The sequence below is a fragment of the Sphingomonas sp. DMC6 genome, from assembly GCF_056314225.1.
Genome location: NZ_JBQUYT010000012.1, coordinates 57,516 through 83,453, shown reverse-complemented (window position 1 = coordinate 83,453; position 25,938 = coordinate 57,516). Strand labels below are relative to the sequence as shown.

Here is a 25,938-nt window from a genome sequence, read left to right as displayed (position 1 = left end):
ATGAATAACCCCTCTTGCGCGATCATCAATAACGATCCGCCACGTTCGAGCGATGCGATTTATGGGTTCACGACCTAGGAAGGCTAGGGAACGCGCGCGGTCGCCGGGCGGCGCCGCGCTGGACCCCGATTCCTTCAGCACCCTGCTGGGCTCGGTGCTCGAGAGCCCCAAGCTGCCCAACCAGTCGACCAAGCGCTTCCTTCAGGTGACGCCGCTCGTGCCGCAGGTGGCGGTATTCTCCGGCTCGGCGCGCCTTGCGGGAAATCCCTGGACACCTGGCGTCCTCGTGAAGCGGATGGTGTGGCTGGGGTCGTGTGACAAAGCGGCGGCGCAGGCAACCTGGAATGCCTTGTTCGAGGCGCTCGCGATCGGCGAGGACGACGATGTTTTCGCTCGCTTCCTCCAGGCCGAGGCCGAGGCCTGGATGCCCGAGCCCAGATGGGAGCAGGTTCCTGCACGCGACGAGCCCGTGATGGATCTGGACGATGCGCGCGCGATCGCCTTCCCCGCGCAGCAATTCGTGCATGACGTGAATGCGATCGTCTCCGCGAAATCCATGATGACACGCCGCCAGTGGACGAGCCTCCTCGAGGCAATCTTGAGGCTCGGCGTGGTTTCCCATGTCGCGTGGCTGTGCGAGGTCCACTCTCGGGTGTGGGAGGCGGTGTCAGCGGCGCTCGATGGCAACGGGCCGCTGGATGCCAGCGCTGCGCGCACAGCGATGTTCCCCGACAAGCTTGCTTGCCTTCCCTACGGGAACAAGGCGCTTCCCTCGATCCGCGACAGCGTATCCCGGTTCCTCGTCGCCCGCCTGGGTATGAACACCACGCTATGGTCCCTGGAAGCCATTGGCGTCGCGCCATCCGATGGCTTGTCCTCGGCGGCTGGCCTTGCCTCGCTTTGCGACCAGATTCGCCAGAACCGGGCACGCCTGCACGCGGCCGGCGTGCGCGACGTCATCATGGAGCTGGAGGATCGCGAAACCAGGGCGCTGACCTGCCGCAAGGGCATCGGGTCGAACATCAACGAGTTCGTCCGGCACGTCCTTGGCCAGCGCCAGACGGCAAACCCCACGCTTCGCGGCTACGACCAGGGTTACATCCTCCGCAAAGCCGGGCCGAGTGCCAACAGCCCGTGGGTGGTCTCGCTTGGGCCGGTAGCGGTCCTCGCGCTCGTGCACTGCGCCCTCTCGGGCGTTGGTGGGCCACGCTCCGTCCACAGGCTTGCACAGCACCTTGCCCAGTATGGTGTCAGCATGGCGCACAGGGACATTCCCCAGAACGACCTAGGGAGCCAGCTACGCATGCTTGGCCTTGTCCTCGACAGCCCTGACGCGGAGAGCGGCATGTTGCTCGTGCCCCCGTTCCGGCTGGCCCCGGCCGCCACGGGTGCTGCACGATGACTCCTCTCGCGCAAGTGCTCGCGGACTATGTGTCGGCGCACGTTGGCACGCCTGCCGCCGCCGACGCGGCAGCTGGTAGCACCGAGGTCCGACTTGTGTTCCACGGACCGCCGCTCGGAATCCTGTCCGAGGTGTTCGAGCACCTCGCTCGGGAAGCTGGCGAGGCTGGTGGATTGCGGCCTCCATTCTTACTCCAGGTCCCGCGGGGCGAGCTTCCCGGAGAGAATCCCGGGATAGGCGAATCGGGATGGTGCGACGAGACGCACCTGCTCGACCTGCGCAACTCGCCACAACTGCCGAGCTTCGTGGCGCTGGTGCCCCCGGGCGAGCATAGCATCCTTTCGGTAACCTCCACGACAGACAAGTTCGGCGTCGCGGAGACGAACAACGGCGGCAACGCGACCTTCGAGAACTGGTGGGATGACGCGTTCGTCCAGCGCCTGGTCGCCGATGGCCTGGGTCGCGCCGGGCTGCCGGAAGCGTCCGTCGAGGACGGACGGCAACTGGTCGAAGCGGCCGCCCGTGCTGCGGACGAGGTGGATCCGGACAAATCGTCCCGGCGAGGTGCATGGGCCGTGCTCGCCAGGCTTTTCTCGGTGGGCCCGGCGCTTGGCGTGGGGGCCTGCTTTGGCATCAGCCTTGCGTGCGGCGTGCCCCCCCGGCGCGATGGCTCGCTATCTGCCCGCGAACAGCTCGGCACGCTGAACAAAGTGGCCGACGCCCTTTCCGATGGATTCCGCAACGGCATCGACCGCCTTGCGGACGGTGCGACAGACGAGGACCGTCAGGCCCTCGAGCAATTCCATGCCCATGTCAGGTCCACCTGTCAGCTCCAGACTGCCTTCGACCGGGCAACCGCGGCCTACTACGGGCCGGCGCAGGGGGTGTCGTTAGACCCGCCGCCTGCGTGGTGGGGCCACCTCGACGTCGAGAGATGGGCGGAGCTTCTCGCCGAGGAACCCGCGGTCTCCGGCGACATCGTCATGGAGTGCACGAACGCTATCGCCGCCCTTGGCAAGGCGATGCCCGCGATCGTCATGGACGTCGTCGAGCTGCGCTTCTCCACTAAGGGTGGCGAGCCAGCCGGCGCCCGAATATCGGTCCAGCGCTCCCCGGCCGGTGGGGCAAGGGAGGTAGGGGAGATCGACGCGGACACGGACGAGGTCCTTCAGGACCTGTCCCCGCCGCAGCACAAGAACCCCGTCAGCTACAAGGCGACCGCACCGAACTTCAAGCCCGGCTCGATGAAGGTGGTGTCGCTCGCGAGCTGGCAGCCCGGCATCCTCGTCGCGTGCCGGCTGACCCGCAGGTTCACGCCGCCTCGCAAGCCGTCCCGCTCCACGGGTCGCGGAGGCGTGGACTGGGACACCAGCCTTACCTTGCCTGGCCCTGGCCGCTATGAGCTGCTGGTGTTCGTCTCGCCTGGCATCGAGCTGGGGGCCTCCGCGACGTCGGTGGCCGACCTAGGCGATGGGCGGGCCGAGGCGGCCTCGACGCTTAGCGTCCGGCCACTGCGCGACGCGACGTTCCAGCTAGAGGTCGAGGTCGACGGCAACCTACAAGTCGACTTCAAGCTCGCACGTCTGCAGCGCGACGGTTCGGTCTCGCACGAGATATGCCGGGCCTACCTCTCCTGCGAGGATGCGCCAGAGGTTGGCTGCCGAAGCGAATTCGAGCGCTTGATCAGGGTGAACCGAAAGCAGCTTGAGTCCTTCGACGCCAAGGCTGTCATTCAGGTCAATCGCGCCGTCCGGTCCACGATGCTTCAGGATTGGCTCCTCGCGCCTGACGCCGCCCGGCAGTCCTACCAGCCAATCGTGCTGGCCGAGGACTACGGCAACCACTGGGCTCCGCCGCAATGGGGCGAGCGTGGCGGGCCGCTGGTGTCAGCCGGTTCGTTCATTTGCGATCCCCGGCCCACGCCCGACGAGTTCGATCCGCCGCAAACATTCTTGGACGCGCGCGAGGAGATCGCGCGCCACGTTCGCGGGGACGGCGACCAGTCCGGGGTGTTCGAAACCGCTCGCCTCGGCGAGCTGGCCGTGCGCGACGCGGAGTTCAGGGCGACGGTCGAGCGTTATGTCGATGCGTACCAATCCTGGCTTGCCACGGCGCCCGACGTGGCCTGCTGGTGCGATGTCATTGCGGTTTGCTCGCTCGACAGCAGCGGGCGCAGCCTTTCCCGCATACCCGATGCGATCCTATTGTCGCCGTTCCATCCACTTCGGCTGGGGTGGCACGTGGTCGCGCAAGGTGTGCTCTCGGAGGCGGACGAGCAAGGCAAGCCTTGCCCAGCTGCCAGCGTGCTCGACCCGGATTGCGTGCCCGACATCATGTGCATGTCGATCCGGTCGCCATCCGGTGCCGACAAGGTCGACTACCTAGCGGTCGAGAACGGCACCGACTACTGGTCGGTCCTCTGGAACGCGTCGAGCCTCGGCAGTCTCCCGCGCCGCTCGATGCAGGCCCCCTTCGGCGATGAGTTCGGAATCAGCGTGGGCGGTATCTCGGTTGGCTTCAGCGCGGCCCAGGTGGTCAGGGCGCTCGATGACGTGTCGGAGTTGCTCGCGGCAAAGCCCGTTGTGTCGATTGCTGTCTCCAGCGCCGGGGGCGCCACCGATGCCTGCAACGAGGGCCTGATCGAATGGTGCACGTCCCGGTTCCAGGACGACGCAAGGCGCCCGCGCTCCCGCTCGACCGGGCAGCGCTTCGTTGAGATCTTCGACGACAGGACGGATGAAGCGCGTCCTGACGACGCGAAGATCGCCAATCTCTCGGAGGACACGCGGAACGCGGTCCGCTGGTTTGCGGGTCAACCCCCGCGCAGCATCCCCGACCTCGGCATCATCGCGCAGCTCGACATGACCGAGCCCGGCGCGGCAGAGGTGGAGCAGCGCACGCCGCTTGGCTTCGGCGCACTGTCGCGACATCGCATCCGCCGCCAGCTGCCGCGCGTCTTCCTCCATGAATCCCGGCGATCCACGCCGCCCGCCCAGAGCGGCGAGGTGCTGGCGGACAAGGTGGGGAGCCTCGCCGCGGCGGTCGAGAACCTCTCGCCGGCACCCGTCGGGTTGCAGTTTGCGCCCAACGTGCACGAAGTGAAGCACATGCTCCAAGAGCGGCGCACGGACTTCGTCGCGGTGTCTTCGTCGGCGATTGACCCAGCATGTTTCCTGGGGGGCTGGCTGGAAGGCGCCTATCTCTGGGACTACGAACTGCCCTCCTATTCGCACCGCTCGGGCGACACGAACGGATACTACCTACTGTCGCAGGTCAGTGATGCGGACCGGGAAGCCTTGGCCAAGGCCCTTGCGCGCCTCCCAGGATGCGAGGGAATAGCACCGGACAAGGTCAGCGATGTCCTACTTGAGGTGGCGCGCCGCGGCATCCCGACCATCAAGGGGCTTGCCGGGGACGATGCAGGGGCAACGGGCGACCTTGGCGTCCTCGTCGGCGTGCGGCTCCTCCAGGATCGCTTCCGCGCCGAGGGCGGCTTTGCCGGTGGTGTCCTGCCCGTCTTGAAGGGAAGCGCAGATGCACCGTCTATCGCTATCGTTGTGCCAGTTGATCCGTTCCGCGGTTACCTTGGCGACCTTTGCAGGACGCTCGGCAAGGACCGCAAGGACCTGGCGTTGCTTCGCCCGGACCTTGTCGTGGTGGGCGTCGAGTTCGCGGGCGGTGAGCCGCAGATCAAGCTGACACCCGTGGAGGTCAAGTGCCGACCAACTGCAACCTACGGTGCCGGCGACGCCATCGAGGCGCTCGATCAGGCCAAGGCACTGTCCTCGCTGCTTGGTGCGATGACGCCACACGACGGGCAGCCCCGTCTCTGGGCGCTGGCCTTCCAGCATCTCGTGCTGTCGATCATCGGGTTCGGCATGCGGGTCTACAGCCAGCAGAACGACGTGCGTGGCAATTCCGGCCAGTGGGCCAGATTGCATGAATCGATCGCCAGAGCGGTGCTCGACGGGATCGACTGCATAGAGGTCGATCCACGGGGACGGTTGATCGTCGTCGACGGATCGCATTCGAGTACCTCCCGTGACCATGATGGCGACGGGTTCGACGAGACGATCGTCGTCGGAAGCGAGGATGCGGGCAAGATCGTCGCGGGCGACCCAACAGCGTTCTACGCGATGGTCCATGCCCGGCTGGGCGACTGGGACCTCATGCCGTCGAAAGCAAGCGAGCATGTCCCCGCAGCGGCGTCACCGGCGCCGATCGAGGCGACCGATAGCGAGGCGCCAGCCGAGGTCGAGACGATCGAGACTAGCCCGGCCGCCGATATCACGACGGCGGCCACGGATACCCCGCCGGCCGCCACACCCGAGCTGCTCGCTGGCGGGCTCGGCGATGGGGACAGCAATCCGCCGGCTGTCCTGGGCGCGGGCGTCGTGCTGCAGGTTGGCCGCACTGTCGACGGGTTCAAGCCGCGGGACCTGTCGCTGAATATTTCCGACACCCGGCTGAACCAGCTGAACATGGGCGTCGTGGGCGACCTCGGCACGGGCAAGACACAGCTGCTGAAGTCGCTCATCTGCCAGATCGCCAGCTCGGGCGACGAGAACCGGGGCATCAGGCCGCGCTTCCTGATCTTCGACTACAAGCGCGACTATAGCAGCGAGGACTTCGTCGCCGCCACCGGCGCCCGCGTCGTCCGGCCCCACCGGCTGCCGCTCAACCTGTTCGACACGAGGACCATCGGGGATGTTCCCACCCCGTGGCTGGACCGGTTTCGCTTCTTCGCCGACGTGCTCGGCAAGATCTATCCCGGGATCGGCCCGGTGCAGCGGGACAAGCTGAAGCGGGCGGTCCGCGAAGCCTACGAGACGGCCCCGGCAGGCATGCCTCCAACCTTGCGCGACGTCCACGAGGCCTACGCCACCATCCTCGACGGGAAGTCCGACTCGCCGATGGCCATCATCGACGACCTGATGGACATGGAGATCTTCGAGCCCGACCAGTCGCGGACAGTCCCGTTCGACCAATTCCTTGACGGCGTGGTGGTCATCGCGCTGGATGCGCTTGGGCAGGACGACCACAGCAAGAACATGCTCGTCGCCGTCATGTTGAACATGTTCTACGAGAACATGCTACGCACGCCTAAACGACCGTTCCTGGGCAGTGACCCGCAGCTGCGTGCGATCGATTCCTATCTTCTGGTCGACGAAGCCGACAACATCATGCGGTACGAGTTCGACGTCCTGCGCAAACTGCTGCTGCAGGGTCGAGAATTCGGGGCCGGCGTGATCTTGGCGTCGCAGTACCTCCGCCATTTCAAGGCGGGCGCCACGGACTATCGCGAACCACTGCTAACCTGGTTCGTCCATAAGGTGCCAAACGTAACGGCTTCCGAATTGTCTGCGCTTGGCCTGGCAGCGAGTGCCGGCGAAGTAGCGGAGCGGGTCAAGATGCTTGGCAATCACCAGTGCCTCTACAAATCGTTTGATGTCGGCGGTGAAATCATCCGCGGATACCCTTTTTTCGAGCTTGTCCGGGACCGTAGAGAGGGAGGCAGCTAGCGGCCGCATGGCCGATTTCCTCTCACCCAAGGAACGATCGGAGCGCATGTCGCGCATCCGGTCCAAGGATACGTCTCCCGAGCTGGCGCTTCGCAAGGCACTTCACGCCTTGGGCCTTCGGTTTCGCGTGCATGACAAGCGCCTGCCCGGGAAGCCGGACATCGTCCTGCCAAGGTTCAAGACAGTTGTCCTGGTGCAGGGTTGCTTTTGGCATCGGCACGGGGGGTGCAAGGTGGCGACGACGCCAAAGAGCAACACGTCATTCTGGCAGGAGAAATTTGAGCGGAACGTCGAGCGCGACCGACGCAACGCGGCCGCGCTCGATGCTCTTGGCTGGAAGGTGCTCATTGCATGGGAATGCGAGCTTGCATCGCAGCGGAAGGCTGAGGCCGCAGCCCGCCGCATCGCGAGCGAGATTGGGCACCCGTCAGCAACTTTCATTGGTTTCTAGGTCTAGGCAGGGAAAGCAATCGTAGTAGGCAGAAATGGAACAAATGGGGAAAATTCAATTGCCTTCGATGCACGCCGGTGCCAGGGGGGGGTGTTGGGGTGGGAGACTTTCAGGCATGCAAATTCGATCGGAGCCCCGCTGGTGAAGCGCCTGCTCGCCTCCCTCCTGGGTTCCCGGCAAGCGCCATCGAGCGAGGTCGCGGAAAGAGTTGCCCCAACGGGACGCGTCGGGCGCGTCAGGGTCGGGATAATCACGATCATCGAGGAGGAATTCGAGGCCGCGAAGTCGGTCTTCGAGTTGCGCCACAATGTCGCGGGGACGCCTTATTTCGTGGACGGCGACAGGGGCACGAGGGAGTGGGACCTGGCGCTGATCCAGGCGTCGGACCGCTCCAACGTGCCCGTGTCCGCCGATGCCACCGATTTCATGGAGGACCTGCGTCCCCAGGTGATGATTTTGTTGGGCGTCGCGGGCGGCCTTTGCGATGCTAACAACCAAGGCCGGGACGGAATTCGTACCGGCGACGTCGTGTTCGCCGACCAGGTCAACTACGTCGAGTTTCTCAAGATCGACAACAACGCTGCCAGGGTTCGCACCTACGCAATCGACCATCCGTCGGAGCCCCTACGCAAGAACGTCTGCGCGCCGATCTCAAAGACCTTTAACATCCGCGACGCGCTGGACGCGGACCACCAGCCCCCCGATGCCGGGGCTCCGTGCAAGATCCACGTGGGCGGGATCGTGTCTGCCGAGAAGGTACTGGGAGACGTCCACAGCCCGGTGCAGAAGCAGTTGCTCGAGCCCTTCGACAAGCCGCTTGCTGTTGACATGGAGTCCATCGGAATGGCCAGGGCGGTCTGCCACGGGCGGGGATCGTTCTGGTACCACCCTCGCTATGTGATCGTTCGGGGCATCTCAGACCTCGTGGCCGACGGGGAAAACAACGAGCAGCGCGCACAATGGAAGTCCTTCGCCGCGCACGCCGCCGCGCTGGTCGCAAGGCAGTTCGTCCAAACCCTCCCGCCCGATATTGGAGGGAATTGACATGCCGCAGCCCAAGCCAGAGGATTTTCGCGAACAGCTCGTCGCCTCGGCGCGCAGCCTCGTCGCCTCTTGGAAGGCGCACGAGCCCGCATTCTCGCTCCTCACCCGCTGGTCGCGGTCCTACGATGACATCTTCGCAGGCGAGCTTGGTACAACGCTTCGCGAGGACGAGGTGCTCGACCACTCGCTTTCCACGGGACGGGCAATCTTGTCTGGCCGAGGCGGCGATGGAAAGACTTGGTTGCTGCGACGGCTGTTCAGGCGCGCGATCGATACCGGCATCGTGCCGGTATTCATCGACCTGAAGCAGTGGACAGGCGCGGACTACGAGGGCTGGAAGGAATGGACCCAGGACAATGTCGGGGCCGGCGCAGACTTTCTCGTCCGCCGCTTCTCTGGGCTGGGGCTGGGCATCATCGACCTTGACCGCCTGCCGCCCAATATTCGCAAGATCATATTCGTTGACGGCCTGAACGAGATTACGGCCAAGGTTGGCCTTGAGGTGCTCACGGTGCTCGACGAGGTTGTGGCCTACTACATGAATACCTCGGTAATCGTCGTGGACAGACTTGTCCGTAGGGACCTGCCGAGCCCCACCCGGTGGTGGATCGGAACGCCCCTACCGCTAGCTGCCGACGAGATCCGCCGACACCTTCCCAAGGGTGCCGCAGTGGTCGAGAACGACCTGCGGTCATCGCCATTCTTCCTTGATGCAGCGTTGCGATCTGGGACCTCCGGCGAAGGTCGCGTGACGATGCTAGATACGATGATCCACGAGCACTTCGGGCTTGCCGATGCAGAGATCGGTACAGTCGCCGAAGCTTGTTTTGCCGCATACTCTGCTGCACGATCCCGGATGTTCGACGTCGCGGCGTTTGAGGAGAAGGTCGGCCAGCCCATCCTCGACAAGCTCGAGCAGTCCGGCGCGATCAGGATCGACGGCGCGAACGGGTTCTTCCAGCACCACATCGCGCATGACTTCCTTGCCGCAACGCATGTCGCGCGGCTCGATCCCGCCCTCTGGACGCCAGAGCTGTTCCGGGAATTGAGCTTCGATGCCAGCTCGTTCGACGCAGTCGAGTTGGCGTTCGAACAACTCGCGGAGGGGCGCGCGGACTTGTTCCTGCAGAAGCTCTATGACTGGAACCTCTATGCAGCCGGCTATGCCCTTGCGCAAAGGCGACAAAGTGACACCCCGGTGGGCGCAGAGATGCGGACCGTTATTCTCGCCATGCTCGGCGACAAGTGCTTCGACCCTGTCATTGCTACCCGCCAACGGGCTGCGGACGCCTTGCGTCTTATGCAGATCGAAGAGGCAGCCCCGTTTCGTCAGGCGGCGACCCTCGCCGAGCTTTGCGCTGTAGTCGATACCGTTGGCTCCAACATTCCATGGTTCAACGAATGGAAGGAAGTGTTTCGCATATCCGAGACACAGGCCATTGATCCCACAACGCTGGCAAAGATCATCGAGGACAACTCCATCCTTGGCTGGACCGTGGCAAACGTCGCCAAAAGGGTCGCCGACGGCGGCTGGATCTTGCGCCAGTTGGCCGAATGGCTTGTGACCTCCCCCAATGCGACGGTGAGGTGGAGGATCGCCCACGTGCTCGGGGCAATACCCCGGCAAGAAGCGCTTCATTGCCTTCGAGACCTGATCGACACCGATGCCGACGAGGACGTCCGCTATGGTGCGACAAGATCGCTGGTCGAGCTTGCCACCATCGCGAGTCCGGAGCTTAGGGTGGAAGCGAGCGCCGCGATCGCCGAGCGAGCGTCGGCGATCTCGAGGTCTGACCGGATTGCGCGTGAACTGAGGTCCAGCCTGCTCGTCGATCCCTCGGCCGCGCCGCCGGAATGGCTGTCCTTCGTGCAGGCTTGTGTGCAGGCGCTGTTCCTCGCAACCGAGCGCCTCGGGGACCGGGATTTATGGCGTGGGTGCCTGAACGAGGCGGAGAAGCTGTATGCCCCGGCACCGGTGGCGCAGGAGGGCGCGCTTCATGGCTGACTGGGATCAGAGGTTCATGGAGCTGGCCGGCTTCGTAGCCGGCTGGAGCAAGGATCGGAGCCGTCAGGTCGGCTGCGTGATCGTGGCCCCGGACAACAGCGTCCGGTCAATCGGGTTCAACGGGTTCCCGCGCGGTCTAAACGATGACCATGATCACCGGCATGAGCGGCCGGCCAAGTATTTCTGGACGGAGCATGCCGAGCGGAATGCTATCTATGCGGCTGCACGCAACGGGATTCCGCTCGCTGGCTGTCGCATGTACCTGCCTTGGTTTCCCTGCGTCGATTGTGCCCGGGCCATCGTCCAGGCAGGCATATCGGAACTTGTGAGCTTGGCTCCTGACTTCTCCGACTCGCAGTGGGGCGAGGGATTTCGCGTCTCGGTGGATCTCCTGGAGGAAGCGGGCGTCGCTGTTCGCTTCATTTCTACAACCTAGCGAAATCGCTGGAGCGCCTGCCGCGTTGGCTGCACAATTCGGTGGCAAGGGACCCGAACCATATCGTCCGTGCTCGTCCAGCCTTTTCCAGACGTTTTGTTTGTGCTAGCGTGTAAGCGTGTTCAGCAGGCCGCCTTGCGGCATCGTTTATAGCCGGGATGCTTGCCGCCTTTGACGAGGGCGTTGGTGGTGCAGGAAGTTTCGGGTTCTACGACCAGTCATACGAGCACTCGTATGACTGGTCGCATGGAGGTCGTGGGCCGTGTTTCGGGCCGGCGGCGATGGTCTGACGCGGAGAAGCTGGAGATTCTCGCCGAGGCGTTCCAGCCTGGCGTGCGGGTCTGCGATGTGATCGCCCGGCGCGAGGTGTCGAGCAGCCTGATCTATACGTGGCGCAAGCAGTTGCGGGCCGGCAAGCTGGCCGGGGCGGCAGCGTCGCTACCGGTGTTCGCCGAGGTTCGGCTCGCCGAGCCGGTCGTGCCGGCGTCACCGCCGGTGCCGTGTTCGCCGGGGCGCATCGATATCGCGTTGCCCGGCGGTATTCGGATCAGTGTCGACGGTGGGGTGGATGCGGATGCGCTGGCACGGGTCTTGTCGGTGCTGCGGTGAGCCCGGCGCCGTTGCCGACACGGGTATATCTGGCGTGCGGCGTGACCGACATGCGCAAGGGGTTCGACGGTCTGGCGGTGCTGGTGCAGCAGGTGCTGGCGAAAGACCCGCATTCGGGCGCGCTGTTCGCGTTCCGCGGCAAGCGCGGGCATCTGGTCAAGCTGCTGTGGTTCGATGGGCAAGGCCTGTGCCTGTTTTCGAAGCGGCTCGACCGGGGCCGCTTCGTCTGGCCGGTGACGGCAAGCGGAACGGTGGTGCTGACGCCGGCGCAATTGTCGATGCTGCTGGAGGGCATCGACTGGCGCCGCCCGGAGCGGACCTGCACGCCGACGCTGGCGGGCTGAAACCGGCGGTTTTGCGTCGCTTTTGCTCGCTTGGCGCCCCGCGATCTGCTAGGAAATCCGGGTGTCGGAAGCGCCCGTTTCCCCTGCTGATGCCGCCGCGCGGATCGCCGCGCTGGAGGCGTTGCTCGCCCGGGCCAATGCCGCGCTTGCCGCCCGCGATCTGCTCATCGACAGCTTGCGCGGGCAGATCGCCCGGCTGCGGCGGATGCAGTTCGGCGCCTCGTCCGAGAAGCTGGGCCGCGAGATCGAGCAGCTCGAACTGGCGCTGGAGGAGCTGGAATCCGAGCGCGACGCGGCGCCGCTAGAGGAGCGCCCGTCCGAGGCGGCGTCGCGGCCGGCACCGATCCGCAGCCTGCCGGCGCATCTGCCGCGCGAAGAGGTCGTCCACGAACCAGCCTCGGGCGCCTGCGCCTGCCCGGATTGCGGCGGCGCGCTGCGCCGGCTGGGCATGGATGCCCATGAGATGCTCGACGTGGTGCCGGTGCGCTGGCGGGTGGTGCGCAACGTCCGCCCCAAATATAGCTGCCGGGTCTGCGAGAAGATCGTCCAGGCGCCCGCGCCGGCCAGCGCCGTCGCGCGCGGCAAGGCCAGCTTCGCCACCCTGGCGCATGTCGTGGTGTCGAAGTTCGAGCACCACCTGCCGCTGTACCGCCAGGCAGAGATGATGGCGGCGCAGGGGCTCGACATCGACCGCTCGACGCTGGCCGGCTGGGCCGGACAGGCCGCAGCGTTGCTCGATCCGGTCGTCGCTCGCATCCGCGACGAAGTCCTGCACGCCGACAAGATCCACGCCGACGACACCCCGGTGCCGGTGCTCGATCCCGGCCGCGGCAAGACCGCAACCGGGCGGCTATGGGTGTACGCGGCCGACGACCAGGCCTCGGGCAGCACCGCGCCGCGCGCGATCTGGTATCGCTTCACGCCGGACCGCACCGCCGCGCACCCGCTGGCGCATCTTGCCGGCTTTCGCGGATTCCTCCAGGCCGATGCCTATGCCGGCTATGACGGGCTGTATCGGGGCGGCGCCACCGAGGTGGCCTGTTGGGCCCATTTCCGGCGCAAGATCTTTGACCTGCATGAGCGCACCGCCACGCCGCTGACCACCGACATTCTGGAGCGGATCGGCGCGCTCTACGCCGTCGAGGCCGAGGTGCGCGGCCAGCCGCCGGATATCCGGCACTGGGCACGGCAGGAACGCAGCAAGCCGCTGGTCGGCGCCTTGCGCGACGTGCTCGATGTCGCACTGCGCCGCCTGTCGCCCAAATCCGACATGGCAAAGGCCATCGCCTATGGCACCAAGCGCTGGCCGGCGCTGTCCCGCTTCCTCGACGACGGCCGGCTGGAGATCGACAACAACATCGCCGAACGCGCGCTGCGGGGCGTCGCCATCGGCCGCCGTAACTGGCTGTTCGCCGGCTCGCGCGTGGGCGGCGAGCGTGCCGCCGCCATCTACACTGTCATCCAGACCTGCAAGGTCAACGGTGTCGACCCGCAGGCCTATATCGCAGACGTCATCGCGAAGATCGCCAGTGACTGGCCGGCCAGCCGCTGGGACGAACTCCTGCCGTGGAACTGGGCAGGCGAACCTGCCAGAATGGCGGCATGAGCGCCGAAACCATCGCCCGCCTCCATATCGTCCTGAACGACATCGAACCCACCATCTGGCGCCGGGTCGACGTGCCGGTCACTGCCAGCCTGAAGATGCTCCATGACATCATCCAGGCCGCCATGGGCTGGGAGAGTTACCACCTGTGGCATTTCGAGGCCGGAGACCGACGTTACGGTGTGCCCGACCCGTCATGGCCGGACCACGGCATGGCTGCGGCGCGGAACGTCAAGCTCGCGGCGCTCCTCGACCGCGGGGTGCGGGAACTCCTCTACACCTACGACATGGGCGATGACTGGCGGCACACCATCACCATCGAGAGCATCGGCCCCGGTGAACCAGACCAGCAATATCCGAGCTTTGTCGATGGCGAGCGACGTTGCCCGCCCGAGGATGTCGGGGGGCTGCCCGGCTTCGAGATGTTCCTCGATGCCATGGTCGACCCCACCCACGAGGAGCACCACCGCCTAAGGGAATGGTATGGCGGCCCATACAATCCCGACGACATCGACGAACGCTTCACCAGACGCGCTCTCGCTGCCATCGCCAACCGCCGCCATGCCGGGAAGATCGCCTACCTAAAGAGCCGAGCACAATAGCAAGGCGGCCTACCGGCCACGCTTACGCTAGCGTTGCTCTTGGTGACTTCGTAAGTCCATGAATTTACTGAAAAATCAACCGCTTAGGCGGCGCCCCAGAAAGCTCTTCTGGGACTAAATTTCTAACAAATTCGACATAGTTAATCCCGGAAAATTCACCCATTTGGTGCGCCAGTTTTGGCCGTTTAGAGGCGCGTGCGCGGGTTGCCAGTGACGCGCGTAAATTACATCGAATCTGCATCGGAATGCACCAGGCTGTAGCTGTCGATATTCTTAGCATTGGAGGACCCTAGGGACCGACCCCGCGCAGGCTGAACTGGCGGGCGGAGGCCCAAATGACTCCTACCAAACTGCTCATTGGACAAATCCTGATCGTGCTCGTCATCGTATTGGCGGGGGTCTGGTTCGCGACGCAGTGGGCCGCGGCGGAACTGGCGTATCAGCCCGAACTGGGCCGGCCCTGGTTCTTCGCCTTCGGGCGTCCTTTCTATCGACCCTGGGCGTTGTTCGGCTGGTGGTTCTCGTTCGAGGCCTATGCCCCGACAATCTTCGAAGAAGCGGGCGCCATTGCGGCTACGAGTGGTCTGGTCGGGTGCGGGGCAGCAATCTGCGGGTCCCTCTGGCGTGCCCGTCAGCGGCGCCATGTCACGACCTACGGCTCCGCCCGCTGGGCAAGTGTTCAGGATGTTCGCGCCGCCGGGCTTGTCACGGAGGCCGGTGTGTTCCTCGGCCGCGTGGGCCGGCAGTACCTACGCCATGACGGTCCCGAGCATGTCATGGCGTTCGCGCCGACCCGGAGCGGCAAGGGCGTGGGCCTCGTCATTCCTTCGCTGCTCGGTTGGACCGGGTCCGCAGTCGTCCACGACATCAAGGGAGAGAACTGGCAGCTGACCGCCGGCTGGCGCCAGCGTTTCTCGCATTGCCTGCTGTTCAATCCGACGGACGCGCGATCGGCGCGGTACAATCCGCTGCTCGAGGTCCGTCGCGGCAAGGATGAGGTCCGCGACGTCCAGAACATCGCCGACATCCTGGTCGATCCCGAAGGAGCGCTGGAGCGCCGGAATCATTGGGAGAAGACCAGCCATTCGCTGCTGGTCGGCGCGATCCTTCACGTCCTCTACGCCGAGGAGGAAAAGACGCTGGCCCGCGTCGCGTCCTTCCTTTCCGATCCGCAGCGCAAATTTACCGACACGCTGGACCGGATGATGACCACCAATCATCTCGGCACGCCGGAAGCGCCCGCCGTTCACCCGGTGGTGGCATCGGCGGCGCGCGAGGTGCTGAACAAGTCCGAGAATGAGCGGTCCGGCGTGCTGTCGACCGCCATGTCGTTTCTCGGCCTCTACCGAGATCCGACGGTCGCGGCCGTCACGTCGCGCTGCGACTGGCGCATCGCCGACCTGGTCGAAGCCGAGGCGCCGGTGTCGCTCTACCTGGTGGTGCCGCCCTCGGACATCAGCCGCACCAAGCCGCTGATCCGCCTTGTGCTCAACCAGATCGGACGACGCCTGACTGAGCACCTGGAAGCCGAGAAGGGGGCCAAGACGGGTGGGCGCCACAAGCTGCTGATGATGCTCGACGAGTTCCCCGCGCTCGGGCGCCTCGACTTCTTCGAGACCAGCCTGGCCTTCCTCGCCGGCTACGGCGTCCGCGCCTTCCTGATCGCCCAGAGCCTAAACCAGATCGAAAAGGCATATGGCGAGCACAACGCCATCCTCGACAATTGCCATGTCCGCATCGCCTTCGCGACCAACGACGATCGGACGGCCAAGCGCATTTCCGATGCCCTCGGCACTTCCACCGAGCAACGCGCGATGCGCAACTATGCCGGGCATCGGCTGGCGCCCTGGCTCGCCCATGTCATGGTCAGCCGGCAGGAGACGGCGCGGGCGCTGCTGACGCCAGGCGAAGTGATGCAGCTGCCGCCGACGGAGGAGCTGGTGCTGGTAGCGGGCACGCCGCCGATCCGTGCCACCAAGCTGCGCTACTACAAGGACGCAGTCTTCAAGGCCCGAATCCTGCCGCCGCCTGTGCTCGGTGATGGCGATTATGCCGATCGGCCTGCACCGCGGGCAAATGACTGGGCCGGCGTCGTCCGTGAGACGGATACGCGCCTCGCAGATGGTGCGTCAGAGCAGCGCGAGGATGAGGATGGCGGGCTCGAGCAGGCGCGTCATCCCGGGCAGGAGCTTCCAGCCAAGCCGGCCGCCGAACCCACGCCAACCGAGGTATTGGGGCTCGGCCAGGACGAGGACGATCCTGCCACCGACCAGCGTGCCATGGACCGGGCCGGCGCCTCCGGCATCGCGCGCGCCGCCTTCGCGATGGACGCAGGTGCGGATGGTGCCGGCGGGCATCGGGTCGGCGACATGCAGGTGGAGCTGTGACCATGGTCGAGAAGGTCCGCCATCAGCTCTTCCTGCCAAAGCCGCTCAGCGATCGGCTGGAGGCGCTCGCCGCAAAGCCGGGTGCGTCGAAGTCGGCGATCCTGGCGGATGCCGTCACTGCCTGGCTAAACCGGCGCGGCGTGTCCGAGCTGGAGGAGCGTTTCGGCCTGCGGCTGGACCGCATGACGACGGCGATCGGCAGGATCGAACGGAACGAGCACGTCCTGCTCGAGACCCTCGCACTGTTCGTCCGCTACGAACTTGCGATCCACGCGCCGCTTGCCGAGAGCGACCAGGCGGGGCGCGCCATGGGCGCCAAGCGCTTCGAGGCATTCGTCACGCAGGTTGGCCGGCAGGTCGCCGCTGGCCGCAGGACGATCGGCTCCACGGAGACCGGCCAGTGACCGCCGGCATATCCGGCGATCGACGGCGCGCGATGCTGCGGACGGCCATGGGCCCGTCGATCGCCGCAGCGCTCGCCGATCCACGCGTCACCGAGATCATGGTCAACCCCGACGGCGCGCTCCGGCTGGACCGGTTGGGGGAGGGGCGCTCCGAGACGGGCGTTCGCATGGAGGCCGCGCAGGTCGAGCGGATCATCCGGCTCGTTGCCGCGCATGCACGCGCCGAGGTGCATGGTGACGCGCCGATCGTGTCGGCCGAACTCCCACCCCACGAGGAAGGGCGGGCAGGGGAGCGGTTCGAGGGTGTGCTGCCGCCGGTGTCGACCGCGCCGTGCTTCTCGATCCGCAAGCCGGCCGAGCGACTTTACCGGCTTCACGACTATGTGGCCGATGGCGTCATGACCCGGCTGGCCGCCGACCGGCTGAAAGCCTGCGTCCTACTGCGCCACAACATTCTGATCGCGGGCGGGACCAGCTCGGGCAAGACCACGCTCGCCAATGCGCTGCTCGCCGAAATGGCGAGTCTCGACGAGCGTATCCTCCTGATCGAAGACACGCGCGAGCTGCAGAGCCCTGCCGCCGACACGGTCGCGCTCCGCACCCGGCCCGGGGTCGTGACCATGGCGGATCTGGTCCGCTCGACTCTCCGGCTGCGCCCCGACCGCATCATCGTCGGTGAGGTCCGCGGGCCCGAGGCACTCGACATGCTCAAGGCGTGGAACACCGGCCACCCCGGCGGCATCGCCACGGTCCACGCCAACAGCGCGCTGTCCGCGCTCACCCGGATCGAAGGCCTGGTGCAGGAGGCGGTGGTCACCGTGCCGCGCCAGCTCATCGCCGAGGCGATCGACGTCATCGTGTTCGTCTCCGGCCGCGGTCTCGACCGGCGTGTCTCGCAGGTCGCCCGCGTCGCCGGGCTCGACCCGGACACCGGCAGCTACGCGCTCGCCGACCTTCTCTTGCCCCCCAGCCCCGAAGGAGATTGATCATGCAATTCGCCAGGATCCCTGCACGCCGCGCGCGCCTCGTCGAACTTGCCGTTATCGGCATCGCATTTGCCACCTCGGCCCATGCGGCGGGTTCGGGGATGCCGTGGGAGGAACCGCTCCAGCAGGTGCTCGAGTCGGTCCAGGGGCCGGTCGCCAAGATCGTTGCCGTCATCGTCATCATCACGACCGGCCTGTCGCTGGCGTTCGGCGAGAGCAGCGGCGGCTTCCGGCGGCTGATCCAGATCGTGTTCGGGCTGTCGATCGCGTTTGCCGCCTCCAGCTTCTTCCTCAGCTTCTTCAGCTTCGGCGGGGGAGCGCTCGTCGCATGAGCGACACCGGCCAGCACCTGCCAGGCTTCGAGGCGCCGATCCATGCGAGCCTGGGATCGCCGATCCTGCTCGGCGGTGCGCCCCGGGGGATCGCGATCGTCAACGGGACCATCGCCGCGGCGGTCGGCCTTGGGCTGCAGCAATGGCTGGCCGGGCTGGTGCTCTGGGCCGTGGGGCACAGCATCGCCGTGTTCGCGGCGCGGCGGGACCCGGACTTCGCGCCCGTCCTGCTTCGCCACCTCCGGCAAAAGGGATATTTCATGTGCTGAACCTCGCCGAATATCGTCGCCGCACGGATCGGCTGGCCGATCATCTTCCCTGGGCGGCGCTGGTCGCGCCCGGTGTCGTCCTCAACAAGGATGGAAGCTTCCAGCGCAGTTTCCGCTTTCGCGGACCCGATCTCGAATCAGCCACCGAGGCCGAGCTGATCTCGGCCTGCGCGCGGGCCAACAACGTGCTCAAGCGGTTCGGCAGCGGCTGGGCCCTGTTCTTCGATGCCGAGCGGCGCGATGCGGCCGCCTATCCCGAGAGCGATTTCCCCGACGCCGCAGCGTGGCTGGTCGACCAGGAGCGCCGGGCGGCCTTCCTCGGCGAGGGCGCCCATTTCGAAAGCCGCTACCACCTGACCCTGGTCTGGCTGCCGGCGCCGGACAGCGCCGAGGCCGCCGGACGGTCGCTGGTCGAGCGGCCCGACGCCGGGACGGGGCGGGACTGGCGCGCGGCGCTGGCGCACTTCATCGCCGAGACCGACCGCGCGCTCGATTTGTTCGCGAGCTTCATGCCCGAGGTCCACCCGCTGGACGACAGCGAGACACTGACCTTCCTGCACGGCACGATCTCGACGCGGCTGCAGGATGTCGCGGTGCCGGAGACGCCGATCTACCTGGACGCGCTGCTCGCCGACACGCCGCTCACCGGTGGCCTGGAGCCTCGACTGGGGGACAGCCATGTCCGCACCCTGACCATCCTCGGTTTCCCGAGCATGAGCCGCCCGGGCATTCTCGACGCCCTCAACCACCAGGATTTCGCCTTTCGTTGGGTCACGCGCTTCGTCGCCTTGGACAAGGGCGATGCCACCAAGGCGCTGACTAAAATCCGTCGCCAGTGGTTCAACAAGCGCAAGTCGATCACCGCGCTTCTGCGGGAGGTGATGTACAACCAGCCATCGCAGCTACTCGACAGCGATGCCGACAACAAGGTGGTGGATGCCGACCTAGCGCTCCAGGTGCTGGGCGGCGACCATATCGCCTTCGGCTACCTGACCACCACCATCACCGTGATGGACACCGACCGCGCGCGGGTCGAGGACAAGGTCCGGCAGGTCGAGCGGATCGTGGGCGGGCTCGGCTTCACCTGTATCCGCGAGGGTGTCAACGCGGTCGAGGCCTGGCTCTCGTCGCTGCCGGGGCAGGTCTATGCCAATGTCCGCCAGCCGCTCGTCCATACCCTGAACCTTGCCCACCTCATGCCGCTGTCGTCGGTCTGGGCGGGACCCAGCCGCAATGCGCATCTGGATGGTCCGCCGTTGCTCCACGCCAGCACCGCCGGATCGACGCCGTTCCGGCTGTCGACCCATGTCGGCGATGTCGGGCACATGCTGGTGGTGGGGCCGACCGGCGCCGGCAAGTCGGTGCTGCTGGCGCTGATCGCCCTGCAGTTCCGCCGCTACGCCGACGCGCAGGTTTATATCTTCGACAAGGGCTTCTCGGCCCGTGCCGCGGTGCTGGCGATGGGCGGCGCGCACCATGCGCTGGGGATGGGCGCCGATGCCGGCGATACGCCGGCTTTCCAGCCGCTGCGCCGGATCGACGATGCCGCCGAGCGGAGCTGGGCGGCGGAATGGATCGCGGCGCTGCTCGCGCACGAAAAGGTGCTGGTCACGCCCGAGGTCAAGGATGCGGTCTGGTCGGCGCTGAGCAGCTTGGCGTCGGCGCCGGTAGAGGAACGCACCCTGACCGGGCTGGTGCTGCTGCTCCAGTCGAACGCGCTGCGCACCGCGCTCGGCGCCTATACGCTCGACGGTCCCTATGGCCGGCTGCTCGACGCGGCCGAACAGCAGTTCGCCTTTGCCGATGTCCAGTGCTTCGAGACCGAGGCGCTGATGGGCCAGGCCGCCGTGGTCGCGCCGGTGCTAACCTACCTCTTCCACCGCCTGGAGGAGCGCTTCGACGGGCGGCCGACGCTCCTGATCCTCGACGAGGCCTGGATCTTCCTCGACCATCCCCTGTTCGCCGCGCGCATCCGCGAATGGCTGAAGGTGCTGCGCAAGAAGAACGTTGCGGTGTTGTTCGCGACCCAGAGCCTTGCCGACATTGCATCGAGCAGCATCGCGCCCGCTATCCTCGAAAGCTGCCCGCAGCGCATCCTGCTGCCAAACGACCGGGCGATCGAGCCGCAGAGCCGCGAGGCTTACCTACGGTTCGGGCTCAACGAGCGGCAGATCGAGCTGGTCAGCCGCGCCACGCCGAAGCGCCACTATTACCTGCAGTCCGCGCGCGGCAATCGCCTGTTCGAGCTGGGCCTTGGCCCGATCGCACTCGCCCTGTGCGGCGCCTCCGATCCCGCGACTCAGGCCCGCATCGACGCGATGCTTGCCGAGCGCGGGCACGCCGACTTCGCCGCGCGTTTCCTTGCCGATCGCGGCCTCGACTGGGCCGCCGAGCTGCTCGCCACCTTCCCCGACCCCCAAGAAAAGGAGTGATCTGATGCGTATCCGCACCCGCAAATATCTGGTCGCGAGCGCCCTGGGCCTCGGCACGGCCGGATCGCTTGCCATGGCGCTGACCTGCACGCCGGCCCGCGCGCAGTTCACCGTGTTCGATCCCAGCAACTACAGCCAGAACCTGCTGACCGCCGCGCGCACCCTCCAGCAGATCAACAACCAGATCCAGTCGCTCCAGAACGAAGCGACGATGCTGATCAACCAGGCGAAGAACCTGACCCGGATCGACTTTCCCGAGCTTCAGGCGCTCACCCAGACGCTGCAGCAGGTCGACCGGCTGATGGGGCAGGCGCAGGGGATCCAGTTCCGCGTGTCCGGACTCGACCAGCAGTTCCGCCAACTTTTCCCGCAGAGCTTCTCGGCGGCGCTCCGGACCAACGAGCAGGTCGTCGCCGCGCGGGCCCGGCTCGATACCGCCATGTCGGCCTATCAGCAGACGATGACCGTCCAGGCGCAGGTGACCGAGAATGTCACGGCCGATGCCCAGGCGCTCAGCGGGATCGTTGCCAAGAGCCAGGGCGCGGAGGGTGCGCTCCAGGCGCAGCAGGCGACCAACCAGCTGCTCGCGCTCGCCGCCAAGCAGCAGTTCCAGATCCAGAACATGATGGCCGCGCAGTACCGCGCCGAGGCGATCGAGCAAGCGCGCCGCGCCCAGGCCGAAATCGACGCGCGCGCGGCAACCCGCAGGTTCCTCGGCTCCGGCTCGGCCTACACCCCCAGGTAGCGCCGCCGGCCAGGGCGGCGGCGGTTCTGCCTCCCGCCGTCGTCCGCCGCGGGGCGGGGCTCTCACCCCCGGTCCCGCCTCGCGGCACCTCTCCAGCGCAGGACATCGCCACCGTGAACGACCTCAATGTCATCGATCGCTTCCTGGCCGCGTTCACCCGCTACATCGACAGCGGGTTCGGGCTGCTGGGCGGGGATGTCCGCTTCCTCACGGCGACCCTGATCGGCATCGACATCACGCTCGCCGGGCTGTTCTGGGCGATGGGCGGCGAGGACAATGTCATCGGCCGCTTCCTGCGCAAGATCCTCTACATCGGCGCCTTCGCGTTCATCCTGAACAGCTTCTCGACGCTCGCCAACATCATCTTCCGCTCGTTCGCGCAGGCCGGGCTGACCGCCGGCGGGGGCACGCTGTCGGCCGAGGATCTGCTCAAGCCCGGTCGTCTCGCCGGCACAGGCTTCGCCGCCGCATGGCCGCTGCTCGACCAGGTGTCCCAGCTGATGGGCTTCACGACCTTCTTCGACAACTTCCTGACGATCGCGGTGCTGCTGTTCGCCTGGGCGGTGGTGATCCTGACCTTCTTCCTGCTCGCGGTGCAGATGTTCGTCACGATCGTCGAGTTCAAGCTGACCTCGCTCGCCGGCTTTATCCTCGTGCCCTTCGCGCTTTGGAACCGCACCAGCTTCCTCGCCGAGCGGGTGCTCGGCAATGTCGTCTCGTCGGGCATCAAGGTGATGGTGCTCGCCGTCATCGTCGGCATCGGCGCCAATTTCTTCAGCGAGTTCACCAGCGCGCTGCAGGGGCAGGAGCCCGATATCGGCCAGGCGATGAGCCTGATGCTCGCCAGCCTGACGCTCTTCGGGCTCGGCATCTTCGGACCAGGGATCGCTTCGGGGCTCGTGTCCGGTGCACCCCAGCTTGGTGCTGGCGCCGCGCTGGGCACCACAGTCGGCGCGGCCGGCATGGCAATGCTCGCCGGGGGTGCTGCCGTCGGCGGCGCCCGCATGCTGGGCGGGGCCGCGCTGGGGGCCGTCCGCGCAGGTACCGCGATGGGATCGGCTGCTTCCACGGCCTATACGCTCGGCAAGGAGACGGCCGCAGCGCCGACCATGTCGGCGGGGCTGGGCGGTGTGGCCCGTGCCGCCGGCAATGCCGCACGCGGACGGGCCTCCAGCGCGCTTGGCCTGGGCGAGGCGGCCTCGCGCGGCCGCGAGGCGGCGTGGAACGCGCTGAATCGCACGAGCGGCGATACCGCGTCGCAGTCTACTGCCGAAGAAGCCGTTCCCGCATGGGCGCGCGCCATGCAGCGCCAGCAGACCACCCGTCATCACCGCCAGGTCGCCTTGCATGCCCTGCAGCAGGGCGATCGCGGCGGCGCTTCCGCAACCCCAGACATCAAGGAAAGGGACTAGCCGATGGTCTTCAGACGCGCCGTCCAGCGCTATGGACGAACCCCCGAACCGGAGACGCCGTACCAGCGGGCCGGGCAGCTCTGGGACGAGCGGATCGGCTCGGCTCGCGTGCAGGCGCGGAACTGGCGGCTGATGGCGTTCGGGTGCCTTGCGCTCGCCACCGGTCTTTCGGGTGCGCTCGCCTGGCAGTCGACGCAGAGCCGGGTGACGCCCTATGTCGTCGAAGTCGATCGGCTGGGAGAGGCGCGTGCCGTCACCGAGGCTGAGGCCGGCTACCACCCGACCGATCCGCAGATCGCCTGGCACCTGTCGCGCTTTATCGCCAATGTCCGCGGCCGCTCGCTCGATCCGGTGCTGGTGCGCAGAAACTGGCTCGACGCCTATGACTTCGCCACCAAGCGCGGCGCGCAGTTCCTCGGCGACTATGCCCGCGCGGCCGATCCCTTCGGCGCCATCGGCGAGAAGACGGTGACGGTGCAGGTCACCAGCGTGGTGCGGGCATCCGATCGCTCGTTCCAGGTCAAATGGACCGAAACCGCGTATGACCGCGGCGCCGAAGCCGGCACGTCACGCTGGACCGCCATCCTGACCGTCGCGATCACCCCGCCGAAGAACGCGGAAACGCTCCGCCGCAATCCGCTCGGTGTCTATGTCGATGCGATCGACTGGAGCCGGGAACTGGACGCCCCGGCGGCGCCAAAGCCGGCTGCCGCGCCGATGCTCCCGCCGTCCGCTCCCGTCTCGGCGCCGACCAGTTCCCCAGTCGATCCCGCTGCCCCGGCGCAGCCCAGCACGGAGGTCCAGTCATGAAGCTTTTGCTCGCCCTAACGGCGTCGTCCCTCGCCATGGTATCTGCATTGGCCCAACATGCACCGCCGCTTCCGGCCAGACCGCTCCCGGCGCCGACCGCCACTGCCACTGCGTCCACACCTGCCAAGCCGCCGGTCCGCAAGCACGCTCGGAAGTCCATGAGCCCCGGCGCCGCGCGCGTCGCTGCTGCCAATCGCGCAGCTACCCAGCAGCCGCAGGCCCAGGGCTTCGTCAACGCGGTGCAGGTCTATCCCTTCAGCGAGGGGATGATTTATCAGGTCTATACGGCGCCAGGTGCCGTGACCGACCTTGCCTTGCAGCCGGGCGAGAACCTCGTCGCTGTCGCGGCAGGCGATACGGTACGCTGGGTGATCGGCGACACCATCAGCGGGAGCGGAACCGACAAGCGCACGCATGTCCTCGTGAAGCCCTTTGCAAGCGGCCTTGCTACCAACCTCGTCATCACCACCGATCGCCGCAGCTATCACCTCCAGCTTACGGCCACCTCGCGGACCGCCATGGCTGCCCTGTCCTGGACCTATCCTGGAGACCAGCTGATCGCGCTCCGGCAGAAGGAAGCCCAGGTTGCGGCGGCAGCCCCGATCGCTGCGGGCCTGTCGGTCGACAGCCTGCACTTCAACTACGTGGTGAGCGGTGACAGCCCGGCCTGGCGACCGCTGCGCGCGTTCGACGACGGGCGACAGACCTTCGTTGAGTTCCCGGCGAGCATCGCGGTCGGCGAGGCGCCGCCGCTGTTCGTGATCGGCGCGGCGGGCGAGGCCGAACTGGTCAACTACCGGATGCGCGGACGCTTCTATGTCGTCGACCGGATCTTCGAGCGCGCCGAACTGCGGCTCGGCACCGGCAAGCAGCAGGTCGTCCGCATCGACCGGGTCGGCGAGGTCGCGGCGCCGAAAGGCAAGCGCTCATGAGCGATGATGCTGTCCGGCCAACCCCAAAGCTCGACCCCGAATCGCTGGCGATCCGGGTCAAGCCTCCGCGCGCCATCCGGTTCCGGCGCGGCGTGATCATCGCTATCGCGGCACTGGGTTCGGTCGCCCTCGTCGCCCTGGCATGGAGTGCCTTGGGATCGCGCCTGCGGCTGGCGGCAGCCGAGCGGAAGGAGCTGTCGGAACCGAGCAAACAGCCGCCGCCCGACACCCTGAACCGCCTGCCGGCAAGCTACGGCGATGTTCCAAAGCTCGGGCCGCCGCTACCGGGTGACCTGGGGCGCCCCATCCTCGAGCGCCAGCGCCGCATGGCAGTTGAGGTGGGAGCAAATGACGTAGACATGGCGGGGCGGGCGGAGGCGCAGGCCGCTGCGCAGGAGCGCGATCGGCAGCTTTCGGAGCTGAAGGCAGCACGCGCGTCGGGACTCCTGGTGCAGAACCAGAGCAGGCCATCGGCGCTGGTGTCAGCGGAGATCGCTGCTCCGCCGACACCCGTGACTACGGAAGCACGAAAGCTGGCAATCGACCCGGAGCGCGATCCCAATGCGCAGAGCCGCAAGGTCCAGTTCATCGCCACGCGCGACACATTGGCTGACACCAATCCGCACAGGCTGGAAGCCGCGCCGTCCCCCTATCTCCTGTCGGCCGGCAGTGTGATCCCGGCGAGCCTGATGTCCGGTCTGCGATCCGATCTGCCCGGCCTGGTGACGGCACAGGTAACGGCCAACGTGTTCGACAGTCCCACCGGGCGCATCCTGCTCATCCCACAAGGTGCGCGGCTCGTCGGGAGCTACGACTCCGTGGTCGCGTTCGGGCAAAAGCGTGCGCTGGTCATTTGGCAGCGCATCCTGCTGCCGGACGGCAGCTCGCTCCGGATCGACAACGTGCCGGCGACCGATGCGTCGGGCTATGCCGGCCTGCAGGACAAGGTGGACTTCCACACCTGGACGCTGCTCAAGGGCGTTGCGCTGTCCACCCTGCTCGGCGTGGGATCGGAACTGACGGTCTCCGGTGACAGCGATCTGGTTCGCGCGATCCGGCAGTCGACGCAGCAGAATGTCGCGCGTGTAGGCGACCAGGTCACCTCGCGTAATCTGAACATCCAGCCGACGCTCACAATTCGTCCCGGCACCAACGTGCTGCTCGTGGTCCACAAGGACCTGATCCTCGCGCCTTGGCGCGGATAGGAGGCC

General features: G+C 66.6%; 21 protein-coding genes. All 21 read left to right on the top strand.

Going from position 1 to position 25,938, the window contains the following annotated elements; genetic code table 11:
* The first annotated feature begins 52 nt into the window (after positions 1-52).
* The gene (locus ACT53M_RS18730) at positions 53-1,402 is read left to right on the top strand and encodes a hypothetical protein (protein WP_476235341.1); all 1,350 of its coding nucleotides are present in this window, start codon (positions 53-55) and stop codon (positions 1,400-1,402) included.
* Positions 1,399-6,924: a hypothetical protein gene (locus tag ACT53M_RS18725; RefSeq protein WP_476235340.1), complete on the top strand. Its 5,526-nt coding sequence runs from the start codon at positions 1,399-1,401 to the stop codon at positions 6,922-6,924. Before ACT53M_RS18730 ends, ACT53M_RS18725 begins: the two co-directional genes overlap by 4 nt.
* Positions 6,925-6,931: 7 nt before the next feature.
* A complete protein-coding gene (locus ACT53M_RS18720) occupies positions 6,932-7,375 on the top strand; it encodes a very short patch repair endonuclease (protein WP_476235338.1) in 444 nt (147 codons plus the stop codon).
* 141 nt (positions 7,376-7,516) lie between these two features.
* Positions 7,517-8,419 (top strand): 5'-methylthioadenosine/S-adenosylhomocysteine nucleosidase family protein, encoded by a 903-nt coding sequence (locus ACT53M_RS18715; protein WP_476235337.1) that lies wholly within the window; start codon positions 7,517-7,519, stop codon positions 8,417-8,419.
* Position 8,420: 1 nt separating this feature from the next.
* Entirely contained in the window at positions 8,421-10,424 is a 2,004-nt protein-coding gene (locus ACT53M_RS18710) for a HEAT repeat domain-containing protein (RefSeq protein WP_476235336.1), read from the top strand.
* Positions 10,417-10,860: a deoxycytidylate deaminase gene (locus tag ACT53M_RS18705; protein ID WP_476235335.1), complete on the top strand. Its 444-nt coding sequence runs from the start codon at positions 10,417-10,419 to the stop codon at positions 10,858-10,860. The genes ACT53M_RS18710 and ACT53M_RS18705 overlap by 8 nt, the downstream gene beginning before the upstream one ends.
* A gap of 246 nt (positions 10,861-11,106) precedes the next feature.
* Positions 11,107-11,469: an IS66-like element accessory protein TnpA gene (tnpA, locus tag ACT53M_RS18700; protein ID WP_476235334.1), complete on the top strand. Its 363-nt coding sequence runs from the start codon at positions 11,107-11,109 to the stop codon at positions 11,467-11,469.
* On the top strand, positions 11,466-11,813 hold the full coding sequence (gene tnpB / locus ACT53M_RS18695; protein ID WP_066727407.1) for an IS66 family insertion sequence element accessory protein TnpB: 348 nt from the start codon (positions 11,466-11,468) through the stop codon (positions 11,811-11,813). Before tnpA ends, tnpB begins: the two co-directional genes overlap by 4 nt.
* A gap of 55 nt (positions 11,814-11,868) precedes the next feature.
* Positions 11,869-13,419, top strand: coding sequence for an IS66 family transposase (gene tnpC, locus ACT53M_RS18690; RefSeq protein WP_476235343.1), 1,551 nt, complete (start codon positions 11,869-11,871; stop codon positions 13,417-13,419).
* A complete protein-coding gene (locus ACT53M_RS18685; protein WP_476235333.1) occupies positions 13,416-14,018 on the top strand; it encodes a plasmid pRiA4b ORF-3 family protein in 603 nt (200 codons plus the stop codon). Before tnpC ends, ACT53M_RS18685 begins: the two co-directional genes overlap by 4 nt.
* Positions 14,019-14,353: 335 nt before the next feature.
* Positions 14,354-16,405: a conjugal transfer protein TraG gene (locus ACT53M_RS18680; protein WP_476235332.1), complete on the top strand. Its 2,052-nt coding sequence runs from the start codon at positions 14,354-14,356 to the stop codon at positions 16,403-16,405.
* A 2-nt stretch (positions 16,406-16,407) separates the two neighbouring features.
* Entirely contained in the window at positions 16,408-16,809 is a 402-nt protein-coding gene (locus tag ACT53M_RS18675; protein WP_141986233.1) for a CopG family transcriptional regulator, read from the top strand.
* A complete protein-coding gene (trbB, locus tag ACT53M_RS18670) occupies positions 16,806-17,795 on the top strand; it encodes a P-type conjugative transfer ATPase TrbB (RefSeq protein ID WP_476235331.1) in 990 nt (329 codons plus the stop codon). The genes ACT53M_RS18675 and trbB overlap by 4 nt, the downstream gene beginning before the upstream one ends.
* A 2-nt stretch (positions 17,796-17,797) precedes the next feature.
* Complete coding sequence (locus ACT53M_RS18665; protein ID WP_476235330.1) at positions 17,798-18,127, top strand: TrbC/VirB2 family type IV secretion system protein; 330 nt, start codon at positions 17,798-17,800, stop codon at positions 18,125-18,127.
* Entirely contained in the window at positions 18,124-18,396 is a 273-nt protein-coding gene (locus tag ACT53M_RS18660) for a VirB3 family type IV secretion system protein (protein ID WP_476235329.1), read from the top strand. The genes ACT53M_RS18665 and ACT53M_RS18660 overlap by 4 nt, the downstream gene beginning before the upstream one ends.
* Complete coding sequence (trbE, locus tag ACT53M_RS18655) at positions 18,390-20,828, top strand: conjugal transfer protein TrbE (RefSeq protein ID WP_476235327.1); 2,439 nt, start codon at positions 18,390-18,392, stop codon at positions 20,826-20,828. Before ACT53M_RS18660 ends, trbE begins: the two co-directional genes overlap by 7 nt.
* A 4-nt stretch (positions 20,829-20,832) precedes the next feature.
* Entirely contained in the window at positions 20,833-21,573 is a 741-nt protein-coding gene (gene trbJ / locus ACT53M_RS18650; RefSeq protein ID WP_476235326.1) for a P-type conjugative transfer protein TrbJ, read from the top strand.
* Between the two features lie 113 nt (positions 21,574-21,686).
* Positions 21,687-22,985: a P-type conjugative transfer protein TrbL gene (gene trbL / locus ACT53M_RS18645; RefSeq protein ID WP_476235324.1), complete on the top strand. Its 1,299-nt coding sequence runs from the start codon at positions 21,687-21,689 to the stop codon at positions 22,983-22,985.
* A gap of 3 nt (positions 22,986-22,988) precedes the next feature.
* Positions 22,989-23,795, top strand: coding sequence for a conjugal transfer protein TrbF (gene trbF, locus ACT53M_RS18640; RefSeq protein WP_476235322.1), 807 nt, complete (start codon positions 22,989-22,991; stop codon positions 23,793-23,795).
* A 158-nt stretch (positions 23,796-23,953) separates the two neighbouring features.
* A complete protein-coding gene (trbG, locus tag ACT53M_RS18635; RefSeq protein ID WP_476235320.1) occupies positions 23,954-24,727 on the top strand; it encodes a P-type conjugative transfer protein TrbG in 774 nt (257 codons plus the stop codon).
* Positions 24,724-25,932, top strand: coding sequence for a TraB/TrbI/VirB10 family type IV secretion system protein (locus ACT53M_RS18630; protein ID WP_476235318.1), 1,209 nt, complete (start codon positions 24,724-24,726; stop codon positions 25,930-25,932). The genes trbG and ACT53M_RS18630 overlap by 4 nt, the downstream gene beginning before the upstream one ends.
* Positions 25,933-25,938: the final 6 nt, after the last annotated feature.